At 61.3% G+C, this 24,625-nt stretch carries 24 protein-coding genes and 1 pseudogene; 2 read left to right on the top strand and 23 right to left on the bottom strand.

Going from position 1 to position 24,625, the window contains the following annotated elements:
- Nucleotides 1–32: 32 nt before the first annotated feature.
- From C4B30_RS05750 to C4B30_RS35165, 6 genes are all read right to left on the bottom strand, one after another.
- The gene (locus tag C4B30_RS05750; protein ID WP_105131995.1) at nt 33–1,289 is read right to left on the bottom strand and encodes a putative Na+/H+ antiporter; all 1,257 of its coding nucleotides are present in this window, start codon (nt 1,287–1,289) and stop codon (nt 33–35) included.
- Nucleotides 1,290–1,557: 268 nt separating this feature from the next.
- Nucleotides 1,558–2,373, bottom strand: coding sequence for a peptidase (locus tag C4B30_RS05755; protein ID WP_105131996.1), 816 nt, complete (start codon nt 2,371–2,373; stop codon nt 1,558–1,560).
- Nucleotides 2,370–3,170: a transglutaminase family protein gene (locus C4B30_RS05760; RefSeq protein ID WP_105131997.1), complete on the bottom strand. Its 801-nt coding sequence runs from the start codon at nt 3,168–3,170 to the stop codon at nt 2,370–2,372. Before C4B30_RS05760 ends, C4B30_RS05755 begins: the two co-directional genes overlap by 4 nt.
- A 12-nt stretch (nt 3,171–3,182) precedes the next feature.
- The gene (locus tag C4B30_RS05765; RefSeq protein ID WP_105131998.1) at nt 3,183–4,130 is read right to left on the bottom strand and encodes an alpha-E domain-containing protein; all 948 of its coding nucleotides are present in this window, start codon (nt 4,128–4,130) and stop codon (nt 3,183–3,185) included.
- 61 nt (nt 4,131–4,191) lie between these two features.
- Entirely contained in the window at nt 4,192–5,601 is a 1,410-nt protein-coding gene (locus tag C4B30_RS05770; protein ID WP_105131999.1) for a circularly permuted type 2 ATP-grasp protein, read from the bottom strand.
- A 130-nt stretch (nt 5,602–5,731) separates the two neighbouring features.
- The gene (locus C4B30_RS35165; protein ID WP_158683385.1) at nt 5,732–6,256 is read right to left on the bottom strand and encodes a hypothetical protein; all 525 of its coding nucleotides are present in this window, start codon (nt 6,254–6,256) and stop codon (nt 5,732–5,734) included.
- Nucleotides 6,257–6,445: 189 nt separating this feature from the next.
- Between C4B30_RS35165 and gltS the strand changes: the two genes are divergently transcribed.
- A complete protein-coding gene (gene gltS / locus C4B30_RS05780; protein ID WP_105132001.1) occupies nt 6,446–7,660 on the top strand; it encodes a sodium/glutamate symporter in 1,215 nt (404 codons plus the stop codon).
- A 113-nt stretch (nt 7,661–7,773) separates the two neighbouring features.
- On the opposite strand, the gene C4B30_RS05785 is transcribed toward gltS, so the two are convergent.
- The 17 genes from C4B30_RS05785 to C4B30_RS05860 form a co-directional block, all read right to left on the bottom strand.
- Nucleotides 7,774–8,829 (bottom strand): relaxase/mobilization nuclease domain-containing protein, encoded by a 1,056-nt coding sequence (locus C4B30_RS05785; RefSeq protein WP_105132002.1) that lies wholly within the window; start codon nt 8,827–8,829, stop codon nt 7,774–7,776.
- A gap of 1 nt (nt 8,830) precedes the next feature.
- Entirely contained in the window at nt 8,831–9,202 is a 372-nt protein-coding gene (locus C4B30_RS05790; RefSeq protein ID WP_234015394.1) for a plasmid stabilization protein, read from the bottom strand.
- A gap of 159 nt (nt 9,203–9,361) precedes the next feature.
- Nucleotides 9,362–9,985: a hypothetical protein gene (locus C4B30_RS35170; RefSeq protein WP_158683387.1), complete on the bottom strand. Its 624-nt coding sequence runs from the start codon at nt 9,983–9,985 to the stop codon at nt 9,362–9,364.
- 78 nt (nt 9,986–10,063) lie between these two features.
- Nucleotides 10,064–11,905, bottom strand: a complete 1,842-nt coding sequence (locus C4B30_RS05800) for a PriCT-2 domain-containing protein (RefSeq protein WP_105132005.1) — start codon at nt 11,903–11,905, stop codon at nt 10,064–10,066.
- On the bottom strand, nt 11,902–13,647 hold the full coding sequence (locus C4B30_RS05805; protein ID WP_105132006.1) for a type IV secretory system conjugative DNA transfer family protein: 1,746 nt from the start codon (nt 13,645–13,647) through the stop codon (nt 11,902–11,904). Before C4B30_RS05805 ends, C4B30_RS05800 begins: the two co-directional genes overlap by 4 nt.
- Nucleotides 13,647–14,027 carry a hypothetical protein gene (locus tag C4B30_RS05810; protein ID WP_105132007.1) on the bottom strand — a complete coding sequence of 127 codons (381 nt, stop codon included), beginning with the start codon at nt 14,025–14,027 and terminating at the stop codon, nt 13,647–13,649. The genes C4B30_RS05805 and C4B30_RS05810 overlap by 1 nt, the downstream gene beginning before the upstream one ends.
- A complete protein-coding gene (gene virB11 / locus C4B30_RS05815) occupies nt 14,002–15,174 on the bottom strand; it encodes a P-type DNA transfer ATPase VirB11 (protein ID WP_199779050.1) in 1,173 nt (390 codons plus the stop codon). Before virB11 ends, C4B30_RS05810 begins: the two co-directional genes overlap by 26 nt.
- The gene (gene virB10, locus C4B30_RS05820; RefSeq protein WP_105132008.1) at nt 15,171–16,361 is read right to left on the bottom strand and encodes a type IV secretion system protein VirB10; all 1,191 of its coding nucleotides are present in this window, start codon (nt 16,359–16,361) and stop codon (nt 15,171–15,173) included. The genes virB11 and virB10 overlap by 4 nt, the downstream gene beginning before the upstream one ends.
- Entirely contained in the window at nt 16,354–17,178 is an 825-nt protein-coding gene (locus C4B30_RS05825) for a TrbG/VirB9 family P-type conjugative transfer protein (protein WP_105132009.1), read from the bottom strand. Before C4B30_RS05825 ends, virB10 begins: the two co-directional genes overlap by 8 nt.
- Complete coding sequence (locus tag C4B30_RS05830) at nt 17,175–17,879, bottom strand: virB8 family protein (RefSeq protein ID WP_105132010.1); 705 nt, start codon at nt 17,877–17,879, stop codon at nt 17,175–17,177. Before C4B30_RS05830 ends, C4B30_RS05825 begins: the two co-directional genes overlap by 4 nt.
- Complete coding sequence (locus C4B30_RS35175) at nt 17,876–18,049, bottom strand: hypothetical protein (protein WP_158683389.1); 174 nt, start codon at nt 18,047–18,049, stop codon at nt 17,876–17,878. Before C4B30_RS35175 ends, C4B30_RS05830 begins: the two co-directional genes overlap by 4 nt.
- 11 nt (nt 18,050–18,060) lie before the next feature.
- Nucleotides 18,061–18,768 carry a type IV secretion system protein gene (locus C4B30_RS05835; RefSeq protein ID WP_105132011.1) on the bottom strand — a complete coding sequence of 236 codons (708 nt, stop codon included), beginning with the start codon at nt 18,766–18,768 and terminating at the stop codon, nt 18,061–18,063.
- Between the two features lie 15 nt (nt 18,769–18,783).
- Nucleotides 18,784–19,938: a type IV secretion system protein gene (locus C4B30_RS05840; protein ID WP_105132012.1), complete on the bottom strand. Its 1,155-nt coding sequence runs from the start codon at nt 19,936–19,938 to the stop codon at nt 18,784–18,786.
- On the bottom strand, nt 19,935–22,409 hold the full coding sequence (locus tag C4B30_RS05845; protein WP_442778449.1) for a VirB4 family type IV secretion/conjugal transfer ATPase: 2,475 nt from the start codon (nt 22,407–22,409) through the stop codon (nt 19,935–19,937). Before C4B30_RS05845 ends, C4B30_RS05840 begins: the two co-directional genes overlap by 4 nt.
- Before the next feature lie 7 nt (nt 22,410–22,416).
- Nucleotides 22,417–22,737, bottom strand: coding sequence for a type IV secretion system protein VirB3 (locus C4B30_RS05850; protein WP_105132014.1), 321 nt, complete (start codon nt 22,735–22,737; stop codon nt 22,417–22,419).
- Between the two features lie 19 nt (nt 22,738–22,756).
- Nucleotides 22,757–23,116, bottom strand: a complete 360-nt coding sequence (locus C4B30_RS05855) for a TrbC/VirB2 family protein (protein WP_105132015.1) — start codon at nt 23,114–23,116, stop codon at nt 22,757–22,759.
- A gap of 19 nt (nt 23,117–23,135) precedes the next feature.
- Nucleotides 23,136–23,783, bottom strand: a complete 648-nt coding sequence (locus C4B30_RS05860) for a lytic transglycosylase domain-containing protein (RefSeq protein ID WP_105132016.1) — start codon at nt 23,781–23,783, stop codon at nt 23,136–23,138.
- 376 nt (nt 23,784–24,159) lie between these two features.
- Between C4B30_RS05860 and C4B30_RS35600 the strand changes: the two are divergent.
- Nucleotides 24,160–24,615: pseudogene (locus C4B30_RS35600) on the top strand (helix-turn-helix domain-containing protein); the annotation flags it as partial.
- Nucleotides 24,616–24,625: the final 10 nt, after the last annotated feature.

A 24,625-nucleotide genomic window follows, 5' to 3' on the forward strand; every position in this document is an offset into this window, starting at 1 on the left:
AGAAAGAACCGCTCCGTGCCCTACGGGGAAACTCAAAGAAACAGCAACGCCGCACTCGCCACAATCGTCGGCACGATCGCCGCGGCAAGCAACCCGCCGACACTCACCGATTCGTCATGAAAGCCCTTCCGAACGATCGCAAGCCCGGCCGGATTCGGCGCGTTGGCGATCACGGTCAGGCCCCCACCCGCCACCGCACCCGCAACGAGCATGTACTTCGCCTCGTCCGGGATACCGGCGATCAGCGAGCCGAGATAGGTGATCGCGGCGTTGTCCATGATCGCGGTGAGGCCAAGCGCACCCGCATACAGCGCATAGGCATCCATCGATTCGACCACCGGCTGCAGCCACCATTGCTGAAGCCCGCCGAGCACGACGAGGCCACCCAGGAAGAACGCGACGAGCAGGCTCTCGCGCAGCATCAGCGGCGACTGATAGCGCTCATACGCATGCGTGAAACCGAGGAAGAACAGCAGCAGGCCGATGAAGATCACCGGATGATGCGCACTCAGCACGACGCCGATCAGAAAGCCGATATGGATCAGCGTGACGCTGACCGGCACGCGCACGGCATCGGGTTTGGCGGCCTGCGCCGGCGAGGCGGTGAGTGCGCCGCGCATCAGCGCCGTCAGCACGGTAGCGTTGATCAGCACCGCGACGAGCGCCTTCCAGCCGAACTGCGCGGCCATGAACGCACTGTCCCAGCCCCATGCGGAAGCAACCATCAGCACGGGCGGCGCCGCGTAAGCCGTCAGCGTGCCGCCGACCGACACGTTGACGAACAGCACGCCGAGCGCGAGGTATTTCCAGCGCTCCTGGATCGGCGCGCAGAACAGCCGGTCGCGCAGGATCAGCGCGGCGAGCGTCATCGCGGCCGGCTCGGTGATGAACGAGCCGAGCAGCGGGATCAGCGCGAGCGACAGCCACACGACGGCCACTTCGGTGTTGACGGGCAGCATGCGCGCGATGCGCAGCACGAGCCCGGTGACCGCGTCGAGGATCGGCTTGCTCGCGGCGATCACCATGATCGTGAACACGAACAGCGGCTCGGTGAACACACGCGACTCGGCGTAATCGAGTGCAACTTTCGGGCCCGCGAGCGCCGTCATCGTGACGAGCAGCACGAGCGCCCAGAAGCCGAACACGACCTCAACCTCGCCGAGAAAATGGAACAGCCCCGCGTGGCGCGGATGGCGATGCGCGAGCACTTCGAAGCGCTTCGCGAGGAAGGTGTGCAACAGCGCGAAGCCGAAGATGATCGCGCCGGCGAGTTCGACGATGTGGGGCATGTCGGTATTCCTTGAAATCCGGCACGCGACGGGTCGCGGCTAGGGCCGGGTGAAGCACGATGGACCGCGCAACGCAGGGTCCCGTCAAGGTGACCGCATTGCTGCGAACGCGGAGGCAGACGGGTGACCGGTACGGGCCACCCGTTTGAATCTGGCATCCGAAGGGTATCGCTATCGTGGATTCACCCCAATCGGACCAGTCCTATAAATAACGGGACGGATCCGATTGTACAAAATATTGACGCCCGGAAAGCAGCGACGACGCCCCCTACTCGCGCGCCCTCCCCGCTTCGCCCTCGCTACCCTCCCGCAGCGCCGTGCGCTCCGGCGCCATCCTCGGCATCGGACCTTTCGTCACTTCGCCCCACGGCAAGTTAGGAATCTCGTCGAACATCGACCGTTGCCGTTCCGCCCACGTCGTATTCAGCATCCGGTAGTACGGATCGCGTTCGTCGAACGTCGTGAACTTCGTCGCGCTCAGCGTATCGCGTTCGTACACCAGCAAATCGACCGGCAGCCCGACCGACATGTTCGAGCGAATCGTCGAGTTCATCGAAATCAGTGCGCACTTCGTCGCGTCCGCGAGCGGCATCGATTCGCCCAGCATCCGCTCGATGATCGGCTTGCCGTACTTCGCCTCGCCGATCTGCACATATGGGCTCAACGTCGACGCCTCGATGAAATTGCCCGCTGCATAGATCTGGAACAGCCGCGGCGCCTCGCCACGCACCTGCCCGCCGACGATGAAGCTGCAGTTGAAGTCGACCCCGAACTCGCGCAGCGACTGCGCATCGCGCGCATGCACTGCCCGCACCGCGTCGCCGACGAGCCGCGCCGCATCATGCATCGAGCGCACGCGCCAGATCGATTGCGGATCGGTCCTCAGCTGCGACGCGAGACGTTGCGTAACCGCCTGCGTGATCGCCAGATTGCCGGAGGACAGCAGCACGACGACCTGCTCGTCCGGCACCTCGAACAGCACCATCTTGCGGAACGTGCTCACGTGATCAATGCCCGCATTGGTACGCGAATCGGACAGGAACACGAGCCCCTCGTCCACGCGCATCGCCACACAATACGTCATTGCACGCCTCCCGCCTGCACGTCCACCTGCACGTCGAGCGACTCGTCGCCGCCGCCGATGCGCATGCCGCGCACGGGCGCGGCCGCTTCATAGTCGCGGCCGGTCGCGACGCGGCAATACGCTTCTCCGGCGAAGCGCGCGTGTGTGACGTCGATCGACACCCAGCCGATCTCGCGCACCCACACGTCGGCCCACGCGTGACTCGCGGCATGCTGCACATCGCCCGCGTCGAAATACCCGCTCACGTAGCGTGCGGGCACGCCGCTGGCGCGACAGCACGCGAGCATCAGGTGCGCATGGTCCTGGCATACGCCGTGCCGCAGCGCGAGCGCGTCGGCCGCCGTGCTGGTCGCGACCGTGATTCCCTGCCGGTACGCAACCGTGCCCGCGATCCGCTCTGCCAGCGCGATGAACGCGCCCGGGCCGTCGCCCGCGTCGAGCGGTGCGGCGAGTTCGAGGATTGCGCCGTCGGCCTCGGTCAGCCCCGTCGCGCACGTGTAATGCTCGACCGGCACGGGCCCCGGGTCGAGCCCGAGCCGGCCCTCGTCGAGCGGTTGAGTATCGATCGCGCCGTGCGCGTGCAGCGCGATCTCGGTCAGCGGACGCGTGACGACCAGCGAATGCAGCGCGTTGCCGTATGCATCCGTCGACGCGTCGAGCGCGCCGGGCGCGGTGATCCGCCAGCCCGCGACATACTGCGACGGCAGCGCCGGCGGCGTCATCCGGATCTGCTGGATCGAATAGGTGAGCGGCGCCGAATAGCGATAGATCGTGTCGTGTCGAATGGTCAGATACATGGGAACCTCGATTCAGCTCGCGGACATCATGAAGGTGCGCGAGACCATGTTGCCGAGCGCATACACGCGCTCGAGCGATTCGTTCAGGAACGCGTGCAGCCCCTGCGCGCGGAGCTTGCGGATGTCCGCGTAGTGCAGCTCCGCCCGCAGCCGGCCGGCCTCGCGCTCGCACTCGGCCGATGCGCCGTTCTTCAGCTTGTCGAGCGTCATGCAGAAATCGTCGATCGCCGCGCGCAGCGAGCGTGGCATCGCAGGGTTCAGCAGCAGCAGTTCGGCCACGCGGTCGGGCGTCACGACGTCGCGATAGACCTTGTGATAGATCTCCATCCCCGATACCGACGTGAGAATCGACGTCCAGTAGTAGAACTCGTCGATCTCGTCCGGTGCGTCGGCGGTGGCCTGCTCGATGTCGAGAAAACGCACGTCGAGCATCCGCGCGACGTTGTCCGCGCGTTCGAGAAACGTGCCGAGCCGCGAGAAGTGATAGGCGTCGTCGCGCATCGCGGTGCCGATCGACACGCCGCGCGCAAGGTGCACGCGCGACTTCACCCATTCGAGGAATTCATGCGGATCGGACGCGAGCGCATCCGAGGCGAGCTGTTCGGTGCATTCGATCCACGTATGGTTGATCGTCTCCCACCACTCCGTCGTCAGCAGGCCGCGCACCGCGCGCGCGTTCTCCCGCGCGCTGCGCAAGCAGGAGTGGATGCTCGACGGATTGTCGCGATCGGCGACGAGAAACGCGATGACCGTGTCCGGCGCGGGTTCGCCATGCTTCGCCGAGAACGCCGGTTCGAGCTCGACCGAGCGCAGCAGCGCACGCAGCGTGCGGCGCTGCCGTTCGTCGTCCTGCGGCAGCAGCAGCGATTTCAGGTTGATGTCGACGATGCGCGCGGTGTTCTCGGCCCGCTCCAGATAACGCGCCATCCAGTAGATATGATCCGCGGTGCGGCTCAGCATGCTGCCTCCTGTGTCTTGTGATTCCGGCCGTCGCCTCGCCCGGCGGGCCGCCGTGCCGCGCTCATCCAGCGACCCACGTATCTTTCGTGCCGCCGCCCTGCGACGAATTCACCACCAGCGAGCCCTGCTTCAGCGCAACGCGCGTGAGGCCGCCCGCGACCATCTTCACGGTGCGGCCCGACAGCACGAACGGACGCAGGTCGATGTGGCGCGGTGCGATGCCGGCTTCGACGAAGGTCGGGCAGGTGGAAAGCGCGAGCGTCGGCTGTGCGATGTAGTTGTCCGGCTGCGCGGCCAGCCGCGTGCGAAACGCGTCGATCTCGGCCTTCGTCGCGGCCGGCCCGACGAGCATCCCGTAGCCGCCCGCGCCGTGCACTTCCTTCACGACGAGTTCGGGCAGATGCGCGAGCGTGTATGCGAGATCGTCAGGCTTGCGGCACTGGTAGGTCGGCACGTTGTTCAGGATCGGCTGCTCGCCGAGATAGAACTCGATCATGTCGGGGACGAACGGGTAGATCGACTTGTCGTCGGCGATGCCGGTGCCGATCGCGTTCGCGATCGTCACGCGCCCCGCGCGATACGCGCCGAGGAGCCCCGGCACGCCGAGCGCCGAATCGCTGCGAAACGCGAGCGGATCCAGAAAATCGTCATCGAGCCGGCGATAGACCACGTCGACGCGCTTCGGCCCGTGGGTCGTGCGCATATACACGTGCCCGCCGTCGACGAACAGGTCCTTGCCTTCGACGAGCTCGACGCCCATCTGCTGCGCGAGGAACGTGTGCTCGAAATACGCGGAGTTGTACATGCCCGGCGTCATCACGACGACCACCGGATCGTCGACGCCATCCGGCGCGCTCGCGCGCAGCGTGTCGAGCAGCAGGTCCGGGTAATGCGCGACCGGCGCGATGCGGTTGCGCACGAACAGGTCGGGAAAGAGCCGCATCATCATCTTGCGGTTCTCCAGCATATACGACACGCCCGACGGCACGCGCAGGTTGTCCTCGAGCACATAGAACGCGCCGTCGTCGCCGGCCCGCACGATATCGACGCCCGCGATGTGCGCGCGGATGTCGCGCGGCACCTCGATGTTCTGCATTTCCGGCCGGTACTGCGCGTTCGCATAGACCTGCGCGGCCGGTACGATGCCGGCGCGCACGATGTCGCCACGATGGTAGACGTCGTGCAGGAACCGGTTCAGCGCCTCTACGCGCTGCCGCAGCCCGGCTTCGAGCATGCGCCACGCGTCGGCCGGCACGATGCGGGGAATCTGGTCGAACGGGATCAACCGTTCGCCGCCCGATTCGTCGCCGTTGACGGCAAACGTAATGCCGACCCGCCGGAACATCAGATCCGCTTCCGCGCGCTTGCGGCGCATCGTGTCGTCGGTCTGCTGGCTCAGCCAGTGCTCGAACGCCTCGTAGTGGCGTCGCACGGCGCCGCTTTCGAGATGCATCTCGTCGTAGAACTGCATGCGGGTCTCCGTTTGCTGGTTTCTGGTTGGATGGTCGGCCCTCGGCGCGTGGCGGCGCATGCGCCAGGAGCAAGTGAGAGACGCGACCGGCAGCCCCACCGATCGTCGGAAGCAGTGCCGCTCGGCAGGGTCAGGAATCGGTCGGGCGCGCCGGGTGCATGGGGTGAAGCTGGGCCTCACCGCGCCTTTGCGGCCGAAGGATCGGGGCCGACGCCTGTTGGCGAATGTCGGTGAGCCACGACGCCAGCTCCGCATCGGTCATGCCGAGCGCCTTCGCGGTATCGGACGACGCGGCGGGCTTGTACGGATAGCGCGCCTTCGCGTGCGCCGCCGCGTGCGCGGCCGATTCGCGTGCCTTGCGGCTCGATTCGCCGAGGCCGTCGTGCGTGACGCCAGTGGGTGTGGCGGCCGGGGGCGCGATGAAACCGGGGTGCGGGTGGTTCGCGCTGTCGTGCATCCCGATCGCGGCCGGTCGCCGCGTCTCACGCGAATGCGGCGCCGCAACACAGGTGGCCCCGAACATCAATCCCGCCATCGCCATGACAATGACCGGGTGCCGGGCGCGCCGACCAGGCGTTGACCGCCCATCCGTGAACGGATGCGCAACCCGTGTCGCCAGCCGTCCGACGATGTGTCGATGGCCCATGATGTTCATAGGGGTTCGTCCTCGGCAGTACCGCACCGCGCTCGTTTGAATGGAAAGTTGCCGATACAAGTATCGCGTTCGGTTCGCGGGCAAGTAAATCGGACTGGACTGATTTCGCTAACGAGCGATGACGATCTAACCTGCCCCATCGCAGGCACGTTGACGGATAATTGTGTCAACAAAACGACCGGATAATCCATCGTGCAAATCGATACCTTCGGCACGCTCGTCGCAGCGTCGCTCGTTCTTCTGCTCGGTCAGTTGCTGGTTTCGCGCATCGGCGTGCTGCGCGCATACACGATCCCCGAGCCCGTCGCGGGCGGCCTCGTGGTCGCGCTGGCCCTGACCTCGCTGCGCGGCTTCGCCGGCACCGAGATCCGTTTCGACACGTCGATGCAGGCGCCGCTGATGCTCGCGTTCTTCGCATCGATCGGCCTGAACGCGAAGCTGTCGAGCCTCAAGGCCGGCGGCCCGATGCTCGTGCGCTTCCTGCTCGTTGTGCTCGGCCTGCTGATCCTGCAGGATGCGATCGGCATCGGCCTAGCGAAGGCCATCGGGCTCGACCCGCTGCTCGGCCTGCTGGCGGGCTCGATTACGCTGTCGGGCGGGCACGGCACCGGCGCCGCCTGGAGCAAGGTGTTCGCGGAGCGCCACGGGATCGAATCGGCGACCGAGGCCGCGATCGCATGCGCGACGTTCGGCCTCGTACTGGGCGGCCTGCTCGGCGGCCCGATCGCGCGCTTCCTTACGCGCAACCTGAAGACACCCGGGCTTGCCGAACCTCACGCGCCGCAGGGCGCCGCTGGCGACACCGGCGGTCTCGAACATCCGAAGGAGCAGCAGGCAATGACGCCGTCCGCGTTCATCAATACGCTCGCGCTGTTCGCGATCGCGCTGTCGGGCGGCACGGCGATCGAATCGCTGATCCGCGGCACCGCGTTCGAACTGCCGACGTTCGTGTGCGTGCTGTTCGTCGGTGTGATGCTCAGCAACGGGCTATCGCTGTTCGGCTGGCGGCCGTCCGAGCATGCGGTGTCGCTGCTCGGCAACGTGAGCCTCGCGCTGTTCCTCGCGATGGCGCTGATGACGCTGCGCCTCTGGGAGCTCGCGTCGCTCGCGCTGCCGATCCTCGTGCTGCTCGTCGCGCAGACCGTGCTGATGGTCACCTACTCGGTGCTCGTCACGTACCGCTTGATGGGCCGCAACTACGACGCGGCGGTGCTCGCCGCCGGCCATTGCGGCTTTGGGCTCGGCGCGACGCCCACGGCGATCGCGAACATGCAGGCCGTGACCGCGCGTTTCGGTCCATCGCACATGGCGTTCCTGATCGTACCGATGGTCAGCGCGTTCTTCATCGACATCGCGAATGCGATCGTCATCAAGCTGTTTCTGGCGTTGCCGATTTACGGATGAAGGCCGCGCGCCGGAACAGACCGTTTTCCACCCTGACGTACACCGACTGAACGATACCCCCGTTAAGTGAATTCGTCGGCTCGCAGGTATGTCCGGCCTACGTACGGCCGGTGTCAATCCCTTTCCAATGGGGGATCGAACTCGTGGTGCTCAGCGCCTCGACTCCGCCGTCGCTCCGGGACATACGAACTACGCGGTCGTTCGGGCGATTGGGCGCGCCGCAACTGTGCGACAGCGCTATCCCGCCGCAGCGCTTCGGGATCCAGTCGCCGCACCGGCATGCGCCGCACAAAGTCCACAACACCCATCGCCATGGCACGGTCTTCAGGCTCGACAGAGTTGGCCAATGCGTGCGCAAGCTCGCGCCAGACGCTCAATGATTCGATATGCGCGCGCCACAACGAGCTTTGTGCCCTCTCGCTAATCACGGGCTGGTAAAAACGCGGAGCAACGCCGCGAGAGGCCATCCGAACAACAGCCTGTTTCGGCAAGCGCTGCGTCTGGCCGCGCACCAGTCTCGGCGTCGCGTTAGCCTCGACGCCCTGTTCGCGCAACTGTCGAGCGAACTCGTCTCGCCAATGCCGTAGATCCGGCCTACGGGGATTCAGACGCCGCCCGTCAGGACCGCGCACCTGAACGCAAAGATGCACATGAGGATGTGCTTCATCATCATGCTGGGCAAACACATACGGTCGCCCATCTCCAAAAATCTCCCGCGCAAACGCTCGAGCCGCATTGCCTACCGCCTCGCGGCTCGTACCGGGCGGCATCGACAGCATCACATTGAACGTTTCACAATGTCGGCTTTGTTCCGGTAGTCCCAAGCCACCCCATTTCCATTCCTCGCACAGATCCTGCAATGCGGCATCCCCGGCAATGATGCGTGCGTCCTGATCCTCTAATCCGACACGACCGTGGCGAGAAATATATTGCAAGTGGCGACGTACCGCACCCATGCCCTGAGCGCCCGAAGCCCGATTTGTAATCTTTACCATCACTTCGGGTGCGCGCCGAAGCATCAAGGCTAACCGCTCACGCAAGCGTCGTGCGTCGGATGGTAGTGCCCCGTGCGACAAATATAGGGCGCGTGAGTGCCGCAGTGGCTCAGGGAACAATCGATCTCCCCAATTGACCAGAAGCGAATCGACATAGGCTTTAGGAAACGGCATGTCAGCGACTCCACCGGTTCAGATTACTTTGTAGATGTTTCACCACTGTGCGCAAGTGCGCGTCGACCTTGCCGCGAAGTTGCTCCCAGTCGAATCCTTCCATGCGCTCGCTAGCATCCGGGTGCCTTGCTAGTTCGTTCAGTCGCGTACGAATTGCGGCGAGTTGCCGATTCGACTCCGCGAGCAGCATTAATTCACGGTTTCCGAACTGTGGTTGATTTGTCAGGTGTGCCCGAACCAACGCGGCAATCCATCGATTCGGCGTAAAGCCGTGTAGATAGGCCTGTCCTTTGACGCATTCCAGTTCGGCACGCGTGAGCCCTACGCCAATTCGTACTTCGCGCTCGCTCAGTGGTTCGAGCAACCGTGCCATGTCCGGCGGCTCGACGGTAATTCCCACCGTCTCGGCCACGAGTCGGCGCAACCCTTCGCCCGGTAGCACACCACGCTGTGCACACCAAGCCGCCCAGACGGGTTTGAGCGTGCCGAGTTCGACAGCAACGCGTGCTCGAGTTCGCGATCCCATGGTCGTCTACCTTTCGCGAGCCGCTGGCACGGCACGTGTCTGCTCGATTTCCCGCTGCTGCAAGCGCGCTTTCCTTTGCTGTGCTTGCCGTGTTTGTGTGGACGGCGCCTGCGACTCGAATACCCCGGGCCGGGCAAGCTCGATCCCGTCGGCGCGAAATGCGTCGAGCATGCGCGTGGCGCGTTGCTTGCCGCAATCGATCGAACGATCGCCAAATTCCTGCTCGCGCATAGTTGCCACGATCACGGCAAGCTGAATTGCATGAGCATCGGACATCGACTGGCGCAGCGCCACATCCCGTGAGTGCTCTGCATCAGCTACCGATGCACTTCGGGGCGGCGGCATGGTAGCGGGTTCGTCGCAGATGCCAGAGATACCGGTAGACCCGGGATCGACTTGAGCATCCATGCGCGGATTCCGTGTGGCTTGCTTGCGCAAACGATCGCGGACTGCGTCGAACTCTCGTTGCCGACGCATGTGCGTCGTTATGTAGCTGGATAGATCGACCAGAGGTCTGCCGGTCGCACTGTGTCGATCGGACCCGATCTCTAGTGATAAATCCAGCTCGATCACGTTCGTGACGGGATCTGCGCCAGTCTCGTGTAGTGACAACCATTCACGTTCATCCATGACGAACCTTGCCTGTCGTTCGGTCTGTAAGGCCAGTCTATGCGGTAAAAATCCGAATATTGCGTATCACGCTATCGACTACCGCGGTGGGTCATCGGTGTCGCCACGACCTTGCGTGCGCGTCTTCGCTTGTACAAGCGCAGTCGCACGCGCTGCTTTTACACGCTCCCATGATGCAGTCTGCAATGCGTCGAGCTTCGCGTCCATGTCTTCGCCCAGTCCCATTTCCCGCGCCGATTTTTTCAGCGATGCCACCGCCCGCTCGAGCTGATCGCGCGCGCGGTCCCACGGATAGACTTTCGCTCGTTCGCCGTCGTAGCCAATCTGTACATCCGCGCCGTTCAAGCGATGATTTTCGTTCATCCATCGCAACCGGTCCGAGACAAACGTCATCTGCGCCTTGGCGTGAAACACCACGCTTCGCGGCGCGACCTCTTGAACGAGATAATGTTCGGTATTGAACACCTCTCCTCGATAGGGGCCGCCGTGTTCTCGTGGTGTCGCCATCCTTAACGCCGCGCCAAACCGATGCTGAGCCAACGCCTTGACTTCCGCCGGCACCGCGTTGAGCCCATAAAGCAATGCCCCAGGCAGCCGACGCGATGGCTCGATCGCGTGCTCGCCCGCAACAGGTTCACCCGGCAGGCCGACCCACGCAGCAGAGGGTCTTGCCGTCTGCCCATTTTCCGGCGTTCGCACCGCTGTTTCCTCGTTACTTGAATCGTTAGGCATAATGCGTTGTCCCGCGTCGGTCACGTCTGCGCTCTTGTCTGCTCTTGCGCGTGCCATATCTTGACCTCCTGCTAGGTTAAATGACATGCTGTTTGCCACCATGTTGCCGCCCATACCTGCGTCAAGCGGCGCAGGTATGGGGCTGCCACGAGTAGCGCTTCGTAAAAGTTCACCAAGAGCACCGATTCCGCTGAGCACCGCCATATCGTTGAAGTCCGTCGGTACCTGATTGTCGATACGCGATCCTCGCGTGAACTGGGGAGCCGCCAATCTCGCCCGAGCATCGCGCGCCGCATGCATGGCATGGGCGTAGCCCGCACCGAGGTCAGCCAGAATAACGAGTTCGGCTTGCGGATACCGTGCGCGCCAGGCAAGCGCCACTTTGAGCAGATTGCCGCTCGATAAGGCGGCAAGCGTGTGCCATCCAGTTGCTTGCCATGCCGACACAGCCGTTGCTACGCCCTCGGCGATCGCGATCGGCAGGCGTACCTCGCCATGATTTCGCATCGGTACAACTTCCCAGAAGCCCCCAGCTTTTGCGCCACCCGCCAGTGCGGATTTACGTCCATCACGATCAATCAGTTCGAGCGTCGAGATTCGGTCCCCGATGCTGACCGGCACGATCAACACGCGACCACAAAGTGGCTCGTTGGTGCATTTGGGCACGTAGCCGAGCAACACGCGCAACTCCTCCGCTTCGAGCTCGCGTAGCCCGGACACTGGCTGGATCTGCTTGCGCGTCAGATAGGGATGGTCGGGCGCGAGTGGGCGCGCCCATCGCCAGATCGCTCGCGCTTCACGCGCGACGGCAGCTCGCCTTGCCTGGCTTTTGCGCATGCGATCGGACCCGCCGTCGACCATTGGGGCGGAACTCGTCGCGGTGGAACTCGTACGATTGCCAAGCACACGCGAGTCGGCAAGGTCGAACCCATGCCGACTGGCCAGCCAAAACAGCGACGCGAGTGTCTTCCCCCCATTTTTGCTCGCCGAACGCCACGTCACACGTGCGGCTCGCGCATCGTAATTGGATGCCGTTTGGCTCCACGCGTCCCACAGATCGAAGCCCGCGTCACCAAACCCTTGCTTCACCGCAAACGCCATGTCGACCCAGGTCGTATAGTCGTCGGCCGGGATCGTGGACAAAGCGGCGCGCACCCGTTCTGTCTCGCTCACGAAGGGACCATTCATGGGTTCGCTCCACCCGCAGAAACCTCGCTGGTACGGGCAGATGTCCGGGTACGGCGCGCACTTTGACACGAGTGCCCTGTAGCCGGTGCAGCCCCGGCCGTACCGGCTTTGTTACCCGACAACTGGCCTCGAGCGCGCGCTGTGTCATCGGCTGGCGCGCCAAACAACGCAAATTGCTGTTCCACGTATGCATCAGCGTCCTCGCAACTGATATCGTCCAGCGGTTGCGACAAGTCCTGCGGATCCCATGCCTGAGCACTTTCCAGATAATCAGGTAAAGCGTGTGCAAGACTCGAGGTATGGGCGTTGACTTCGTCGTCTGCTAAGTCCATTACCCGGTGTTCGATTTGAGCAGTAAATCCAGCGATATCTAGTGCCGGCACCGTGGGCGCGTCCATCAGACGTGACGTGAAGACCGGATCACGCCAGTAGCAAATCCGATCGGCCAGAATCGGCCGGGTATTTTCAAGAAGGATGATCTCCTTGTCACGACCGAGTTCTTTGAGTTCCTGCGGCAACATCAACGGCCGGCGCTGTTCCGAGAAGCTCTCACTTGTGCCACCTCGGCCCGCGAAGATGCCCCCTGAGCGGCTCGTGGTGCGCGAATGTGTCGTACGCGTGCCCAACATCTCCGAGTACGCGTTGGCATCTGCCTGCTCGCGCGGCGCAAACAGGATCTGCATCGCATGATTCGTCACGATGCTTCTCGCGTCGGCACGGCCGTAGACCGATTCGAGCTGGGAAACAGATTGCACAATCGAGAGCAAGCGCAGATCGTAGCCGGCCATGTAGGCCACCGCTCGCGCGAGGATCTGAATTTTCCCGATTGATGTCATCTCATCTAGCAACAGCAGACACTGATATTTCAGATCGGGATTGTTCTTCGGCAGCTCCTTGGTATTCAGATTCACGAGCTGCGAAAAGACCAGATTCATCAGCAGCGCTGCTTCACTCAGATGGTCTGGCGTTACACCGAGATACACGGACATTCGGCGCTTTCTCACATCTCTCAAATCGAAGTCGCTCGCACTCGTTGCAGCGTCGACGATCGGATTGGCCCAGATCGTGAGGGGCGCATTAAATGTCGCCAGGATGCTGGCCAGCACCTTGTTGTCGTTGGAAAGAAAGCGATTCAGCGCGTCAACACAGGCTCGGCTCAAACACTGTCGATCTCGCGCCAACACCCGTTGCAAGTAGACCTTAAGCGGCATCCCGTTTCCCGAGGACTGGCGGAGTACTTCACCCATTGTCACCGGATAGTCCGGCGCATCGGCCACCTCCGCGTGGCGAGCATCGCGCCATTCGCACAGCAACAGTACGAGCGCGAGGAACAGATTGCGGGCCTGGTCTTTCCAGAATTCGTCGTGTCCACCCGCCGGGTACAGCACATGGCTAATGGCCAGGATATCGCCGACACGAAACACCCCGTCGCCGATTATGGATAGGGGGTTATACCGATGCGTTCGGCCATCCTCCGCAAAGGGGTTAAAGAGATACGCCGCGTGCCCGTGTGCGTGCCGAAAGCCGGCAGTTAGCTGAAAATTCTCCTGTTTAATGTCGAGCACTACGACAGAATCGGGATAGCTCAGCAGGTTCGGCACGACGACGCTAACACCCTTTCCCGAACGCGCGGGTGCAGCAAGCAACACGAACTGCTGCCCCGTAAAGCGCAGATAGCGACTACGCCAGCGGCCTACGACAAGCGCTGGGTGTGGTGGTGCCGTGAGCAAGCCCTGCCTCATCACAATCCCGCCTTGCGAATATCCGCATCGGTGGCAAAACGCGCGTCGCCGTAAAGCGCCCGGCGCGCTGCCCGCTCAACCCATGCGTAGACGGCAAGCGCAGAACCGCCAAAGGCAATGGCCAGTCCGATGAAACCTGCACCGGCCAAACGCCTACCCATATTCGGCAGGCCGCCATCGGACCACGCCAGAAGTGCATCGACCCATGCCGACCAATGCGCGCGAAGCGGATTGAGGTGCAAGCTCACGTATAGCGTGCAGGTAGCTAACCACACTGCAAGGCAAAGCCCCATCAACATCCCGATGACCACGCAGAGCGTGACAATCGTCGCGCGCCACGAGAACGAATGCCAGTCAGAGATTGGACGTCGCTGTCGCATCACGATTCACTCCACTCTGATTATCCACCTGCCCGATTCTGCGCAGCGGATCGAACCACACTTCAGTCATCGCCCAGCGTTTTCCGATCTGAGCGCCGTGCGAGTCGAGCACCGCCTGCGTCTGCATGTGCGCAACGACGTCGATCGTGAGAAATAACAAGTGCTTAAGCGATGCGACATCCCACGCCGCGGCTTCCGGGTGCTCTTTGGCCATCAACGCGAAGCGTTCGATGGCAACGCGCGCACTGGAAGCATGAAAGCTCGTCATCGACCCCGCGTGCCCAGTCGTCAGCAGCTTCAAAAAATCGTACGCTTCCGAGCCGCGCAATTCGGCAAGCAATACCCGATCGGGGCGCATACGCATGGCGCTGGCAATCAAGTCGGCGGGCGTGACGCGGGCGCGGCCCTGGTCGCCTTTGCTGTACAGAAGGTGCACGCAGTTATCCAGATGCCCGATGAATAGTTCGCGCACGTCCTCGATCGTCACAATGCGTTCGTTCGCGGGCAAGTATCGACACAAACTGCGCATAAAGCTCGTTTTGCCAGATCCTGTGTTACCGACAACGACGATGTTCCTGCGCGCCTGCACGGCGTGCTCAAAGAAGGCGGCAAACTCGCGTGCATCCAGCCGTTCGATGAGCAACCGCTCTTCTGCATGCAAAGCCGATGTCGCCGTATCGAGGTCGCCCGGGCGATGCCACTGCGTCGTCTCAAAAAGCCCCTCGTCGCGATAGCACTCGAGAGTCTTCTCCTTGGCGGACGGTCGCCTAATCGTTACCGAAACCGAGCCTGAGGGAACCGCCGGTGGTACAGCAATCTGAATGCGCGCGTTGCCCGGCAGCAGTGCTGAGAGCAATGGACGTTCGGCTGAAACGCCCTGATTCGTCAGGGTCGCAATCGCGACGGAAAACGCCATCAGTCGCTCGAAGTCGAGCTCCAAGCGTTCGTGCGCTTGCCAGCCTAGAGGAGTTTCAGTTAGTACGTGCTGTGGGCGATTGATGACGAGCTCGGTGACTTCTGCATCTTCGAGCAATGGTGCAAACGGACGCATCAACTCCCTCACCGACGCGTCGTCGGGCAACACGGGTAGTGCACCGGCTAGAGGGCCAAGCGCCACCGACGGCGTATGCGCATACACGTCGTTCATCGCACGCCCTCCGGTTCAAGGGAGTAGACGGAACTGAAATCGAGATCGCGCGCGAGAACTATCGTGAATTCCGCGCCCTGATTCTGTTTGAGTGTTGGCGCAATATTGATGGTCTGATCGAGCACGCGCGTAGCCATGTCGTTGCCTTGAGCCTGCGTGCTCTGATAAACGATTGTGCCGTTGGCGTTGCCTCCACGCGTGGCCAGATAGCCGATTGCATCCTGGCTCAGTCCGAGCAGCATCGCCGCGCCCACACGCTCGCCCCAGTGATTGTCGAGTGCACCGGCCACGCCCATACGACCTAGCGCATCGGCCACGGGTGAGTCGATTTGTACGATCACGCCGTTCGGTGTAACGATTCTGGCCGATAGAACGAACACGCGCTTTTGCCCGGGCGCGAGATTGGCCCGATATTCGCAATTGATTTGCGATCCGCGCTCGATGAGCACAACGCGCCCGTCGTCAGAATAAATATTGCGCGCGACCGTACAGGTCGAAATACCGGCCCGTGTCGAATCGAACGCAGTGTCGCCCGCACAGTCGATCTTGGTGCCCTGACTGAGCAGCAAACTGCGGTTGCCGATAAATGCGGCTTTCACCTTCGGCGTGTGCGTCGGAACCAGCGCCTGCGCCAGGCTCGAGAACGTTCCCTGATCGGCGCCACCGGTCTGTCCGCTCACGTGTGCCAGGGCCGCCCCTGCTGCAACGGAAGCTGCGTCCTTCATGTCGCCAGGCTCACTCTCACGAGCGGCAACGACGAGCAACGGTGCATCGTAATAGCTGTGTGCCGGTCCGATACGATCAACGACCACGGCCGCGCGTGATGCTGACACAGCCGTCGATGGCGCAGGCACCGCGCTTGCAGCCCCCGCAATTTCCGCCAGCGCCGGATCGATCTCGAATACCTTGTCGTGTGTATCCTGAGCACGAACCGTATTACGCCGAGCACGCTCGGCAGCATCATGGCGGCTAAGCACGCCATGAACCGTCCAGACGGCGCCAGCGAGCGCGAGCATGATAATCACGAGTGGGATAAGCCAGCCGGCTATCGAGCGACGACCCTGTCCATCTAGACTAGGTAAACCACGATCCAGGACGGTAAGCGAATCGGGTCCTGACAAGTCGGTCTGGTTCGGCTCGCGATTGTCGTGAGGGGATGTACCGTGGCGCGAAGTCTCGTCAATCATGCTCGTTGCTCCGCAGGGTACGGCGCACGCCATCGACCGTTACACCGTGCCGGGGCGCTACGCCGTCAACGTCAAATGCGTCGTTCCACAGTCCGACCGTCTCCTCGCCTAGACGCAACACGAGGCGCCGAGCAAGCTCGTGGACAACGATCACATCGTGGTCCATATGCTTGTCCACAACGCGCTCGCTATCGTCGTCTTCAACACGAAAGACAGCGGGTATCCGGCGATTGTTCGGAATTCGGATATATGTGAAGCGACCGTCATCCCATGCCGCAGACGGTGCAATGTCTTCGGCATGCGGCATAACCTGCATCGAGTACGCGGTGTTGCGCACGCTCGAAGGTTGGGAAAGGCGTTGTTGCAGGCACGTCATGCGCGCCGCAATACGAGCGTTCGCTGCGTTGGCGTCGGGATACACAAAACTTACCCGGTACATTTCGCGCGTATTACCGAAGCGGGCCTTCAACGGCAGCACGACAAGATCGAAACTGTAACTGCGTCGATCGGTCCGAACCACGAGATTCGTGTCGTGAGCCGCAAGCTTTGGTTTCAGATAAACGTCGTGATCGCCCCGGTTGGCTACGACGTGCCATCCGTCACGATCACCTGGCGCGACCACAAGAATATGCTCGCCCGGATCCAGCTCGATATGCGTGGCAAAGCCGCGCTGTGCGATTACGCGCACCACATCATCTGGCATGAAGTGCACTTGGCGCACCCGCGCATCACGAGTCCATTCCGGTACGATATGAGCATCGACGGATTGCGTCGCCACGCTTGCTAGCAAAACTGTCGCAGATACGAGCACGTTCATCGCGTCCCCCCTGCAACCGCAGGCTGAGCAGGTGATATATCTTCTGCGTCCCGACTGTACGCGGTAACCTTGAAACCAAAGGGGTTTTCGATTGCCGTACGCTCGCGCATGAGCGTAGCTGGACGATACGTAAAAGCCAGCGTAATCACGAAACGTTGTGCGGGCTCGCCGCTGTCGATACCATTCTTGAGAGTCGTGCGTTCGATATGCACGACTGCCCGACCGGGCTCGTCAGGCACCAAAGTGGTGGACACAACTCGAACACGGTACTGTACCGACGCGCCAAGGCGTTGATCTAACGCGTCAGGTCCGCTATAGATTTGGCGATATGCGCGGGCGACCGACTCGTCGCTCATTTCGAGGACGCGGTCGTAATCCATCTGCAGCAATCCCCAGTCATAGCGCTCTCGCGAGCGGACATAGACCGCGACCCAATGCTTGTCTTGTATCTCGCGCAGTGGAACGTGCTTTGCGTCAAGCACATCGATGAGCTGAGCCTCACCAGTGAGCTTGTCCACCTCAATCGGTAACGGCACCACACGGTAAAACGGCGCCATCACGGCAAGCGCGGCCACGGAGCCCATTGCGACGGCAACGGCTGCACCCGCCACCTGCCATGCTCGGCGTTCGGAGCGCGCCTGCAGATGCGTGAGCGACGTCTCAAAGTCGAGCGCGCGTCGGTAGTCGTCCCCGCCTTTCATGGGCAGTCCCCAACCGATGGCGCAACTTTACCGGGCGGGATGGGCGTCTGCTGATTGACCGGCACCCGATGAGAACCATCGGGCAGCTCCGGCTTGGCTGGCACACCGCCACAGCCTGACAGCGCTATGATCAGCATGCTCAGCATCATCGACGACCAAATCGGCTTCATGATCGTCCTCCTTAGCGTCCGAATGTCGCGGGCACCATCTCGTCCTGAAGGCGGCGAGTGTTGCCAGCGCGCTTGAGAATCAGTTCGGATTGCTGCTGCGCGATTAAGCGGTCCTCGGTATCTGACAGCGTCTTGAAAAGCTGCAGCTTCGTCATCTCGTTGCCGACTGCGGCGCTCTCAGATTGAATTCGCGCCTGCAGCTCTGCAATGCCTTTCGGGTCCTGGGTCGCATCGATCTGCCGCATCAGGCGCTCGATCCGGTCAAGCTCGGCCAGCTCGGTCTGATAGGCCTGCAGGCCTAGCGCCTGGTCTTGAAACGGCTTGTTCAGCGCGCGCTGGCAAACCTGTTGATCGATGCCGCGCTGGTCCTCGCAGTCATAGAGCTTGTTTTGCGCACGCAATGCCTTCGCAGGACCGGTAAGGCCCGCATATCCACCCTGCCGAATCGCTGTATAAATGTTTTGCCAATCAGCAGGCAGCGCATTGGCTAGTCCCGGTCGGTCAAGCAACGCGCCGAACCCGCGCGCACCGCTCATCGAGCGATACAGCGCGATTTCCTGCTGCACTTGCTGCTTTAACTGCCCGACCATCGCGATGGCCTGGGCCACGTTCCGTTCGTCATAGACGGAATAAATCTCCGCGCTTGCGGGCATGGCAATCGCACCGGCGACTGCAGTCGCAGCAATCAGAATGTGGGTCGTTAATGAGTGACGTTTCATGGTTTGAACCCCTCGTCAATCCTCGGTTTGATCGAGATGAGCACGTGCGGCGCGCTGATACGCGGGAGCTCGCGCGGCCCCGCTTGTGCGCGCAAGTGCGCCGGCGTTGCTTGTCCGGGCACCCGACGACGCGCTTCGGGGCAACGCACGCAGTACGGAGACGAGTGTGCCGCTCATCTGCCGGGACGCGTATCCCGCGACGAAGGCACCAAAACCGGAAAGGGTCGCGCCTCCGGCAAGCCCGGAGGCGACCGCCGGCAGCTGCCAGCCGATCATGGCCAGTAGTACGGACGTTACGAACATGCCAAATGCTGCCGCCCATGGCGCGCTCGCCTCCAGTGCCTCGCGCGCGGCTGCCGCAAGCGCATCAGCAGAAGTCTCGGGCGAAGCCGTCGTCACATGAAACGGTGCGAGATTGGTGGAGAATGCGGCAAGCGCGAGTCCCAGGAACGCTGCAACCAATACCTGAAGCAGCGCATAATTCACCACCTTGGCCGTCCAAGCGTCAAAAAAGCGCGTAGTCGGGCTAAATGCAGCGCACGCGATGAATGCAGGTCCGAGCGCGAGCACGAGATCAAGCAGCATGCGCGCCATGAGAACTTCGACGGCCAGCACCATCAGGAAAATCGCCCCGCCGAACGCGGCCACCAGACCGCAGGCCAGGTCACCGATGCCCGCGACAATGCCGCTCACGCTTAGCCCTTCATGGGTGGCCTTATCGAAATAGGCATCCACCACGAGGTTAAGCTGTCGGTCATAGCAATCAAGCGTGCGATAGATGCCGGCGGCACTCGCATCTGATGCGCTCGCTCGCACGAGCGCCGCGCACCCCGCGTTTCCGGCGCCAGCATTGACCGCCGCCGCCTGAATCGCCTGCGCGACCCCGCTGATGGCCCCGCTCACGGCGGTGACAACCTGCGCCTGATAAAGGCCCGTGCCTAGCGCAAATGCGAGTGTGGTTGCGACTTTCACACCGCGCCAGGCGAATGCGGGAACCGGTTCATGAGCCTCGCCGCGAACCACGGCCATGCCAAAAGCGAGAATCCAGATTGTCACCCCGGTTGTCGCCACAGGTACAAGCAGGGAGGAAAGCGCCGATGACGCGTCGGTCACATACGTTTGCATACCATTTTCGAGCGTGCCGCCCACCGCGCTGAAAAGCCCGTTCATCGCACACCTCGCTCAGGGCTTACTGCGGTGTTCACATGATCTCTTCCAAGCGCACTTGATCGTGCTCGGCGCGCGGCCACTGCATCATGAAAGTGCGGCAGCCATGCTTCCGGTAGCTCACCCACATCGGCACGAATCTCATCGAGCAATGCAACGTTATCCGTCGTGCCGGACAGTACGTCGAGCACGTCACCCAAACCGGTTAAGTCCAGCCGCCCGACAGCCGAACGATGGCCTTGCTTAACCAGAAATAGCCGGCTGTGTTCGCCCATGCGCCGCACGATGTTGAATTCGGCTTCGGACAGCTTGAACCCATGCACGTAGTCGTCATAGTCAGCTGTAGGGTTCGGCAGAAAGAAAAATGTGGCTGTTTGCTCGACAAGTGCGCGGGCAATAGGACTATTGAGTACATCCGCTGGCGACTGCGTGTCGAATATACCCAGACCATTTTGTTTCCGAATCGTCTTTTGCTTGTCGTTTGCAAATTCTCTAAAAACCGGATCGCGTAGCCGCTTCCAGAACTCCGTCATCACGTAGATGAAGCGCCGGCCGTCCATCAAGCGCTCGGTCAGATGGAGCAACACCATCGTAAGGGGTGTGGACGCTTCGGGATCGTCAAGAAGCTCCGTATCGTCAAATCCGAGGAGACTATGGCTGTGGAAATCATTCCGGTCCATCGGATTGTCGAGCAACCAACCGAGACGTCCACCGGCACACCATTTAGCAAGCCGTGCATGCAGACTGTTTTCGCCGACGTTCGGTAAAAGTTGTCGGACCATCGACAATCGGCGCAACGAACGCTCCATGCGCGCGACCTGCTGGACGGCGCGGGAAATGTCGAGCTCCTCCTTAGCTGACAGCAGAGAGCCGCTATCGGTGAGCTTGCATACGAGGCGTTCCCAAAAATTGCGTGTGGCCTCGTCCGGTTCAAGCTGGAACGGATTCACACCGGTCGGCTCTCCCCGACGAAAGACCGTATATTTACCGCCCATTGCACGAATGCCGATCTCGGCACCGCGATCCTTGTCGTAGAGCACGGCGGTCACGCCATACTTCGTCGCCATGGCGAGCAAGAATAGTTCGAGCACCGTTTTACCTGCGCCTGCACGACCGATGATCTGCGTATTGGCTAAAGCCTTCTCGTCGATGGCGTCGGTCTTCTCAGGCGTCGCGTGAAAGTTCAGATAGAGCGGTTGGCCACTGGGCGTCTTCACGATTGTGATGGCCTCGCCCCACGGATTGCCATTGCGCTTTCCGGTTGCGAAATTGTGCAGGCTGGCCATTGCGCAGAAATTGCGCGAAGTGAGCTTCGCATCCCGCGGCCGATATCGCCAATTGCCCGGCCACTGCGCGAACCATGCGGCGTCGGCCACAAGGTCGATGAGCGCGCTTTGGAACCCGGCGTCGGCCAGGGACGTCCGTGCTTGGGCGACATGGCGGACCACGTCGCTTAACGAGTCGCCCATTACAGCCAACGTGTAGTGATACTCGCCTAGCACAAAGTCACCGTTCACAAGATCGTTTAATGCATGATCCATCGCTTCAATTTGGGAGACGGCCACATCGTCGCCGGCGACAAGTTGATTACGCTGACGCTCGAGCGTCTCCTTGGCACTTGGACGGTCGAGAACGGTAAAGCTTTGCGTTTCGATATACTCGAATTCTCCATACAGCAATCCGTTGAGCATTCCTGGTTCGGTTTGCTCCGGATAATCCTTCAGATCGAGCATGGCCGCGTATCGGGTTTGCGCAGGCATACGGATTTCGAGCTTCTCCCGCTGAAACAGCAGCCGAGAGGTCGGCAGCGCTTCGTAGATTGGACCGGCCGGCACCGGCACCGCTTCCCACGTTGCATTGACGAGATAGCCCAGCATCTCGAGCGCGGTCGAGTAACAGCGCGACTGCTCCGTTAATGGATCGGGACGCTCAACCACACCCAATGCGATAGGCGCCCAGGGTTTTAAACCCGATTCGATCTGCGAGGCGATATCTTCCATGGCTCGCAACGCGTCCTGCTGGTCGCGACGAATATCGTCAAACGTACGACGGGCCGCACGGCTAAATGCCCGTCCCAGTGTCGTGCGATGTGGTCGATACACCACGCTCAGATACAGTTCGTTGACCATCATTCGGTATCCGGAAAAGCTCGCGTAATAGCGCTCAGCCAACTCCTGACAGAACCGGTTGGAGTACGATGTCTGGAAGCGATCTACGGTGCGCCGCCGTAGCCGATGTGTCCAAAGCGCGATATGGCCGCCAGGAAGGTTACGTACGAGCTGATTGAATCCGATGTGGCGTGTAAGGATCTCGGCCGGATCGACCGCTTCGAACGCGATGCCGGAAATTTTCCAGATTTGCACGTAGTCGCCCTCGCACGTACGAATAACCCGGTCTGTGACGTGCGAGGAAAACGGAATAAAGTCGGCAAGCATCACTTCGCGTTGCGCGACTGCAGCAAGCGTTGATCGCATATTCATATCAGCCTCTGCGCTTGAAACGGATAGGCCCATAGGCGTGAGCGTCCCAGAACGGACAATTGCGCTGATGCAACTTCATCCTGATACGCAACAGACGCTGGCTGAGCCGCTGATCGTCCTGGCGCGTGATCATTCGCATTGTCGCGAATACTGGAATGATCAGCAGCACGAGCCCAACGCCCGCAGGTGGACTGGCAATCAATACCCACACGGCAGGAATCAGCACGGCACCGAGAACAATCAAGAGCGGCACGAGCGGCACCCCCCATAGCATTGCAGGCCGGGTGCAACCTTTGAAGATGGGATCCGTGAGTGCGTCCATTGATCACTCCGTGCACACGTCAGCTTGTCGGAATCAGCATGCCGGCGATCACCGTCGCACAGCCGACGAATAGACCGCCGATAAAGACGTGCGCAATATCACCAAACCGGGCGTGTTGAAACATCATCTTGAAACCTGCCCAGATGATCGAAATCGAACACACCACCCCACCCACGCCGAGCAATGTATTCTGAATCGTAATCAACAAGGTGCTGACCTGAGTGAGCTGAGCGCTTGCTGGCACAGTCGTCATGACAAGTGCACTGGCCACTACAATTCGAAGATACATAAGAGAAATTTTTCTGCAGAATATATCAATCGTATTTAATAGACTATTATTTAATAGCAGGCCTAATTTCTTAATATTATCCCGTCTCATCTTCTATCACCTCTTTCGTTCAGAAGATCACAGCATCGGTTGCGGACTCGCCATCTCGCTGACCGCGCATCGTCCTGTCTCCGGAGTTCTGGAGCGCAGAAGATGCCGGCGAAAACCGCGGTCTAATCTCCCGTTGTGAAGCTACGGGGCGCACGGGGATCGCCGGAATCGGCTTTGCCTCTGAAGTCGGAGCGGGTACGATGGCCTGGATAGCGTTTGCAGTTGTCACCACACGTCGGACGTATCCCGTTCGGAGGCCGGTGATAAAGTCACCGCTTTCATAGCATGACAACGCTGCGCGCAGTGCCTGCTGAGGGTCCGAGTAGACAACGCGTGCACGTGCGAAGCACTCGCTTAGAATCGTCGCGCCAGCGGCCAAGTTTTGGCAGACATTGAACACGTTTGATGCCGTCAGTCCATAGCGAGACCAGTTCGCTCGATTGATTTGCGCGAGGCCCGCACTATAGTTCCATCCGGTTGCCTCAAGCGCGTTGACCGTGGCAATCGCTTCGTCCTGGCGCCGCGGTTGTCTTGCCAGACGGCCGTGGACAACGCCGATTGCGTACGGATTGAATCCAGATTCGACGCGCACAATAGCGGCTAGCGTCGGTGGTGCGATGGCAGGTGCACATTGCTGAGCCAGTGCCATAAAGTCGTGTGCCATCATCGATCGCCCTCTATTGTTCGGCCGAAATCTCTCCACTATTTCGACATGTCACTCAAAGCGGTTTCACCACAACCGCCGAAGCCGCCATGATCGCGGCGGCACATAGTCAGAAGCTTGTTCGTGTTATGAGTCGCACACCGCCTCGGTCCTGAGTGGTACGCGAACCGTGGTGGGAACAGGAGGGAATTTATGCAGTAGCTGGCAAGAGCCCAAATCCGTCTTGTCGACGGATTCTCCCGTCGAATCGAGGCGTTGTGCTCAGCGAGTTAACAATAGCGGATCGTCGCTATGAACCGCGCCGAGAGTAGTAGAGACTGGCCGACTCTGCCGCCATAGGGGGTGCGGACAAAATCTTGGACTACCTTGGAGGTAGTTCATGTATTCGTACGAAGACCGGGTTCGAGCGGTTCGGCTCTACATCAAGTACGGTAGGAGCGCAGCGGCAACTATTCGCGAGCTGGGATATCCTTCGCGGAAGAACTTGGCACGATGGTACCGTGCGTTCATTGAGGCCGGCGATTTGCCGGCGGGCTATCGCCGCTCCAGGCCACGATACTCCGCCGAACAGAAGCAGATCGCGGTCGAGCATTATTTGAGTCATGGCTGCAATTTTGCCGCGACCACGAGAGCACTGGGGTATCCGTGTCGCGCAGTGCTGGCCGCGTGGGTCCACGAGCTGCGCCCCGATATTCGGAAACGTCTTGTCAGCAATGCTCCGAATGTGCCGTCGTCCCCAGAGTTGAGGCAGGTAGCGGTCATTGAGCTGTGCACCAGAGACGAAGGTGCACGCGTGATCGCGAAAAAGATAGGCGTAAGCAGGCCGACGCTATACTGAGGCTGGC

It is taken from the genome of Burkholderia sp. BE12, from assembly GCF_002959955.1.
GTDB lineage: Bacteria > Pseudomonadota > Gammaproteobacteria > Burkholderiales > Burkholderiaceae > Burkholderia.

What these genes read in the sequence shown, in the direction of transcription:
- C4B30_RS05750 (WP_105131995.1), bottom strand. Translation starts at nt 1,289, where the DNA reads ATGCCCCACATCGTCGAACTCGCCGGCGCGATCATCTTCGGCTTCGCG.
- C4B30_RS05755 (WP_105131996.1), bottom strand. Translation starts at nt 2,373, where the DNA reads ATGACGTATTGTGTGGCGATGCGCGTGGACGAGGGGCTCGTGTTCCTG.
- C4B30_RS05760 (WP_105131997.1), bottom strand. Translation starts at nt 3,170, where the DNA reads ATGTATCTGACCATTCGACACGACACGATCTATCGCTATTCGGCGCCG.
- C4B30_RS05765 (WP_105131998.1), bottom strand. Translation starts at nt 4,130, where the DNA reads ATGCTGAGCCGCACCGCGGATCATATCTACTGGATGGCGCGTTATCTG.
- C4B30_RS05770 (WP_105131999.1), bottom strand. Translation starts at nt 5,601, where the DNA reads ATGCAGTTCTACGACGAGATGCATCTCGAAAGCGGCGCCGTGCGACGC.
- C4B30_RS35165 (WP_158683385.1), bottom strand. Translation starts at nt 6,256, where the DNA reads ATGAACATCATGGGCCATCGACACATCGTCGGACGGCTGGCGACACGG.
- C4B30_RS05785 (WP_105132002.1), bottom strand. Translation starts at nt 8,829, where the DNA reads ATGCCGTTTCCTAAAGCCTATGTCGATTCGCTTCTGGTCAATTGGGGA.
- C4B30_RS05790 (WP_234015394.1), bottom strand. Translation starts at nt 9,202, where the DNA reads ATGGCACGGTTGCTCGAACCACTGAGCGAGCGCGAAGTACGAATTGGC.
- C4B30_RS35170 (WP_158683387.1), bottom strand. Translation starts at nt 9,985, where the DNA reads ATGGATGAACGTGAATGGTTGTCACTACACGAGACTGGCGCAGATCCC.
- C4B30_RS05800 (WP_105132005.1), bottom strand. Translation starts at nt 11,905, where the DNA reads ATGAATGGTCCCTTCGTGAGCGAGACAGAACGGGTGCGCGCCGCTTTG.
- C4B30_RS05805 (WP_105132006.1), bottom strand. Translation starts at nt 13,647, where the DNA reads ATGAGGCAGGGCTTGCTCACGGCACCACCACACCCAGCGCTTGTCGTA.
- C4B30_RS05810 (WP_105132007.1), bottom strand. Translation starts at nt 14,027, where the DNA reads ATGCGACAGCGACGTCCAATCTCTGACTGGCATTCGTTCTCGTGGCGC.
- virB11 (WP_199779050.1), bottom strand. Translation starts at nt 15,174, where the DNA reads ATGAACGACGTGTATGCGCATACGCCGTCGGTGGCGCTTGGCCCTCTA.
- virB10 (WP_105132008.1), bottom strand. Translation starts at nt 16,361, where the DNA reads ATGATTGACGAGACTTCGCGCCACGGTACATCCCCTCACGACAATCGC.
- C4B30_RS05825 (WP_105132009.1), bottom strand. Translation starts at nt 17,178, where the DNA reads ATGAACGTGCTCGTATCTGCGACAGTTTTGCTAGCAAGCGTGGCGACG.
- C4B30_RS05830 (WP_105132010.1), bottom strand. Translation starts at nt 17,879, where the DNA reads ATGAAAGGCGGGGACGACTACCGACGCGCGCTCGACTTTGAGACGTCG.
- C4B30_RS35175 (WP_158683389.1), bottom strand. Translation starts at nt 18,049, where the DNA reads ATGAAGCCGATTTGGTCGTCGATGATGCTGAGCATGCTGATCATAGCG.
- C4B30_RS05835 (WP_105132011.1), bottom strand. Translation starts at nt 18,768, where the DNA reads ATGAAACGTCACTCATTAACGACCCACATTCTGATTGCTGCGACTGCA.
- C4B30_RS05840 (WP_105132012.1), bottom strand. Translation starts at nt 19,938, where the DNA reads ATGAACGGGCTTTTCAGCGCGGTGGGCGGCACGCTCGAAAATGGTATG.
- C4B30_RS05845 (WP_442778449.1), bottom strand. Translation starts at nt 22,409, where the DNA reads ATGCGATCAACGCTTGCTGCAGTCGCGCAACGCGAAGTGATGCTTGCC.
- C4B30_RS05850 (WP_105132014.1), bottom strand. Translation starts at nt 22,737, where the DNA reads ATGGACGCACTCACGGATCCCATCTTCAAAGGTTGCACCCGGCCTGCA.
- C4B30_RS05855 (WP_105132015.1), bottom strand. Translation starts at nt 23,116, where the DNA reads ATGAGACGGGATAATATTAAGAAATTAGGCCTGCTATTAAATAATAGT.
- C4B30_RS05860 (WP_105132016.1), bottom strand. Translation starts at nt 23,783, where the DNA reads ATGATGGCACACGACTTTATGGCACTGGCTCAGCAATGTGCACCTGCC.